The organism is Rhizobacter sp. P3_B12, from assembly GCF_056402895.1.
This window is the reverse complement of the sequence record NZ_JBFUGN010000473.1, coordinates 1-4,701: the sequence shown is the minus strand read 5'-3', so window position 1 is coordinate 4,701 and position 4,701 is coordinate 1. Positions and strand designations below refer to the sequence as shown.

Annotated in this window: 4 protein-coding genes; 3 read left to right on the top strand and 1 reads right to left on the bottom strand. The window is 70.9% G+C overall.

The window, feature by feature from the left end; translation table 11 throughout:
• From AC1D01_RS21495 to AC1D01_RS21485, 3 genes are all read left to right on the top strand, one after another.
• Positions 1-1,511 (top strand): hypothetical protein (locus AC1D01_RS21495; protein ID WP_477869887.1); only part of this gene is annotated, 1,511 nt, incomplete at its 5' end.
• An 8-nt stretch (positions 1,512-1,519) separates the two neighbouring features.
• Entirely contained in the window at positions 1,520-2,440 is a 921-nt protein-coding gene (locus AC1D01_RS21490) for a metal ABC transporter substrate-binding protein (protein ID WP_477869885.1), read from the top strand.
• Positions 2,437-3,210, top strand: a complete 774-nt coding sequence (locus AC1D01_RS21485) for a metal ABC transporter permease (RefSeq protein ID WP_477869883.1) — start codon at positions 2,437-2,439, stop codon at positions 3,208-3,210. The genes AC1D01_RS21490 and AC1D01_RS21485 overlap by 4 nt, the downstream gene beginning before the upstream one ends.
• On the opposite strand, the gene ligA is transcribed toward AC1D01_RS21485, so the two are convergent.
• Positions 3,190-4,701, bottom strand: a 1,512-nt coding sequence (gene ligA, locus AC1D01_RS21480) for an NAD-dependent DNA ligase LigA (protein WP_477869881.1), incomplete at its 5' end; no start/stop codon positions are given. The two genes, AC1D01_RS21485 and ligA, sit on opposite strands and share 21 nt — an antisense overlap.

Sequence of the window (4,701 nt, the reverse complement as noted above, 5' to 3'; positions counted from 1 at the left end):
GGTCACCACCCGCGCCCGCGGCCCGCCGACGCTGCACGCCTGATCCGTCTCCGCTGCCGGCGCGCCCCTGGGCCGTGCCGGTGCTCGATCACCCGCAGACCGTCTGCAGGACGCACCCCATGCACCTCCACCGCACCTGGGCCGCCGGCCTGGGCTCCTCGCTGGGCCTGGCCGCCGCGCTGGCCTGGCCCCCGAACGCGCTCGCCGACCCGGCATCAGACGTCGAGCAGCTGAAGAAAGACATCGCCGACCTGCGCCAGTCCTACGAGGCCCGGTTGCAGGCGCTGGAGCAGAAGCTGCAGCAACTGCAGCAGGCCGCACCCGCCGCAGCGCCGGCGGAAGCGCCACCGCCCGCTCCGGCCCCCGCTGCAACCACTTCGGCCTCGGCCTTCAACCCGGCGATCTCGCTGATCCTCAACGGCACCTACGCCAACCTGTCGCAGGACCCGGCGCGCTACCGCATCCAGGGCTTCATGCCCTCGGGCGGCGAGGTCGGGCCCGGCAAGCGCAGCTTCCAGCTCGGCGAGTCCGAGCTCGGCTTCGCGGCGACGATCGATCCGACCTTCAGCGGCCACCTGACCTTCTCGCTGACCGGCGACGACAGCGTCAGCGTCGAAGAAGCGGTGTTCGAGCGCCAGGGCCTGTTCGACGGCGCCACGCTGAAGGGCGGGCGCTTCCTGTCGTCGATCGGCTACCTGAACAGCCAGCACGCGCATGCCTGGGATTTCGTCGATGCACCGCTCGCCTACCAGGCCTTCTTCGGCGGCCCGCTGAAGACCGACGGGCTGCACCTGCACTGGCTCGCGCCAACCGAGCGCTTCGTCGAACTCGGCGCCGAGATCGGTTCCGGCGCCACCTTCCCCGGCAACGACACCGGCCGCAACGGCATCGGCTCGGCCGCGCTGTTCGCGCACGTCGGCGACGACCTCGGCGAGAGCGCGAGCTGGCGCGCCGGCCTGTCATACCTGCGCCAGCGTGCGCAGGACCGGCGCTACGACGACCTCGACGCGAACGGCGACGACCACGGCGCCTCGTTCAGCGGCCGCAGCAAGACCTGGGTGGCCGACGCGATCTACAAATGGGCGCCCGGTGGCAACGCAACGCGCGAGAACCTGAAGCTGCAGGGCGAGTATTTCCGCCGCACCGAAGACGGCACGCTCGCCCAGGCCGCGGCGATCGGCGGCTTCAGCAGCACGCAGAGCGGCTGGTACCTGCAGGCGGTGTATCAGTTCATGCCGCAGTGGCGGGTCGGTGCGCGCTACGACCGCCTCGACGCCGGCAGCCTCGCGATCGGCCTGGTCGACAACGGCACGGTGAGCGCTGCCGACCTGCCGGTGCTGCAGCGCGCCAAGCCGACGCGCAGCACGCTGATGGTCGACTACTCGCTGTCGGAATTCAGCCGCTTCCGGCTGCAGCTCGCCAGCGACCGCAGCCGCGGCGAGGCGAGCGACCGGCAGCTCTTCCTCCAATACATCATGAGCCTCGGCGCCCATGGGGCCCACTCGTTCTAGGACACCGCATGAATCCCTTTCTGAAGACCCTGGCACTCGCCGCCCTCACCGGTGCTGCGCTGCACGCGCAGGCCGCGCTGAACGTCGTCGCCTGCGAGCCCGAATGGGCCGCCCTCGCGAAGGAACTCGGCGGCGACAAGCTCAACGTGTCGTCGGCCACCACCGCGCTGCAGGACCCGCATCACATCGAGGCCCGGCCCAGCCTGATCGCGCGCGTGCGTGGCGCCGACCTGCTGGTGTGCACCGGCATGGAGCTGGAGATCGGCTGGCTGCCGGTGCTGATCCAGCAATCGGGCAACGCGAAGCTCTCGCCGGGCGCGCCGGCGATGTTCGAGGCCGGCCGCTTCGTCACGCCGCTGGAGGTGCCGACGCGGCTGGACCGCGGCGACGGCGACGTGCACGCGCAGGGCAACCCGCACATCCAGCAGGATCCGCGCAACATCGCGAAGGTGGCAGCCGCGCTCGGCGCACGGCTCGCGCAGCTCGACGCCGCCAACGCGGCCACCTACCAGCAGCGCCTGCAGGACTTCAACACCCGCTGGGCCGCGGCGCTGCAGCGCTGGGAAGCGCAAGCGAAGCCGCTGAAGGGCGTGGTGGTGGTCGCGCACCACAAGAACATGGGCTACCTGTGGAACTGGCTCGGCGTGCGCGAGATCGCGACGCTGGAGCCGAAGCCCGGCGTCGAGCCGAGCGCGGGGCACCTCACCGAGCTGAGCGCGCTGCTCGCGCAGCAGCCGGCGAAGATGGTGGTGCGGGCCGCGTACGAAGACCCGCGCGCATCGAAATGGTTGTCGGAGCACGCGAAGATCCCGGCCGTCGCGCTGCCGTTCACCGTCGGCGGCACCGACAAGGCGGGCGACCTGTTCGGGCTGTTCGACAGCAGCATCGCGCTGCTGCTGGAGGCCGCAAAGATGGACAACACCAAATGACGGTGGCACCGATCGATTTCGCGATCCTCGCGCCGGCGCTCGCGGCCGGGCTGCTGGTCGTCGCGACGCACGTGCCGCTGGGCGCGCAGGTGCTGCGCAAGGGCATCGTCTTCATCGACCTCGCGATCGCGCAGATCGCGGCACTCGGCGTGATCGTCGCCGGCCTGCTCGACATCGACCCGGGCGGCTGGCAGGTGCAGGTGGCCGCAGCGCTCGCCGCGCTGGCCGGCGCGCTGCTGCTGACCTGGACCGAGAAGAAATGGCCCGACGTGCAGGAGGCGCAGATCGGCGTGCTGTTCGTGCTGGCCGCGACCGCCGGCATCCTGCTGCTGGCGAAGAACCCGCACGGCGGAGAACACCTGCGCGACCTGCTGGCCGGGCAGATCCTGTGGGTCAGCTATGCGCAGCTCGCGATCCCGCTGGTCGCGACGCTCGCGATCCTCGGGTTGTGGTTCGGCGCGCGTGCGTTGGTGGAGCGGGCCGGCTTCTACCTGCTGTTCGCGCTGGCCGTCACGGTGTCGGTGCAGCTGGTCGGCGTGTACCTGGTGTTCGCGACGCTGATCGTGCCGAGCCTGGGCACGCGCAAGCACCGCGAGGCGCGGCGGCTGCCGCTGGCGTATGCGATCGGCGTGCTGGGATACGCGATCGGGCTCGCGCTGTCGTCGGCCTTCGACCTGCCGGCCGGCGCGTTGATCGTGTGGTGCCTGGCCTTGCTCGCGATGGCGGTGCACGCCGCGGCGCCCGCCCCGTCAGGCCAGCAAGGCGCGTAGCGCCGCCTCGTCGATCACCTCGACGCCCAGTTCGCGCGCCTTCTCGAGCTTGCTGCCGGCCTCTTCGCCGGCGACGACGTAGTGCGTCTTCTTCGAGACCGAGCCCGACACCTTGCCGCCGGCCGCCTCGATCGCGTCCTTGGCCTCGTCGCGCGACCAGGTCGGCAGCGTGCCGGTCAGCACCAGCGTCTTGCCCAGCAGCGGGCGCGGGCGGTCGTCGGCCTCGCCAGCGCTTTCCCTGGGTTGCACGCCGGCGGCCAGCAGCTGCTCGACGACCTCGCGGTTGTGCGGCTGCGCAAAGAAGGTGTGGACGCTGGCTGCGACGATGGGCCCGACATCGGGCACCTCCAGCAACTGCTCGACGCTGGCRTTCATCAGCTTGTCGAGCGTGCCGAAGTGGCGCGCCAGGTCCTTGGCCGTCGTCTCGCCGACCTGGCGGATGCCCAGCGAGAACAGGAAGCGCGCGAGGGTCGGCGCCTTGCTCTTCTCCAGCGCATCGACGATGTTCTGCGCGCTCTTCTCGGCCATGCGGTCCAGGGCCGCCAGCTTCGCGACGCCCAATTTGTAGAGGCCCGGCAGGCTCAGCACGATGCCGGCATCGACGAGCTGCTCGACGAGCTTGTCGCCCAGACCTTCGATGTCCATTGCGCGACGGCCGGCGAAGTGCAGCATGGCCTGCTTGCGCTGGGCCGGGCAGAAGACGCCGCCGGTGCAGCGGTATTCGATGCCGCCCTTCTCGCGCGCCGCCTCGCTCTTGCAGATCGGGCAGGCCCGCGGCATGTGGAAGTTCGGCACGTAGCCCGCGCGCGCGCCCGGCACACGGCCGACCACCTCGGGGATCACGTCGCCGGCGCGGCGGATGATGACCTTGTCGCCCACCCGCACGCCCTTGCGGCGCATCTCGAAGATGTTGTGCAGCGTCGCGTTGCTGACCGTCGTACCGCCGACGAAGACCGGCTCCAGCCGCGCCACCGGCGTCAGCTTGCCGGTGCGGCCCACCTGCACGTCGATGGCCAGCAAGGTCGTCACCTGCTCCTGGGCCGGGAATTTGTGGGCCACGGCCCAGCGCGGCTCACGGGTCTTGAAACCGAGCTTCTGCTGCTGCTCCCACGAGTCGACCTTGTAGACGACGCCGTCGATGTCGAAGGGCAGGCCGTCGCGCGCCTCGGCCACGCGCTGGTGGAAGGCGACGAGGCCGGCCGTGCCGGTCGCCACCGTGCGCAGCTCATTGACCGGCAGGCCGAAGGCCGCCAGCGCATCCAGCAGGCCCGATTGCGTCGCCGGCAGCGCCCAGCCCTGCACCTCGCCCAGGCCATAGGCATAGAAGCTCAGCGGCTTGTCGCGCGCCTGGCGCGAATCGAGCTGGCGGATGGCCCCGGCAGCGGTGTTGCGCGGGTTCACGAAGGTCTTGTCGCCCTTGCTGCGCTGGCGCTCGTTCAACGCCTCGAAGGCGTCGCGGCGCATGTAGACCTCGCCGCGCACCTCCAGCAC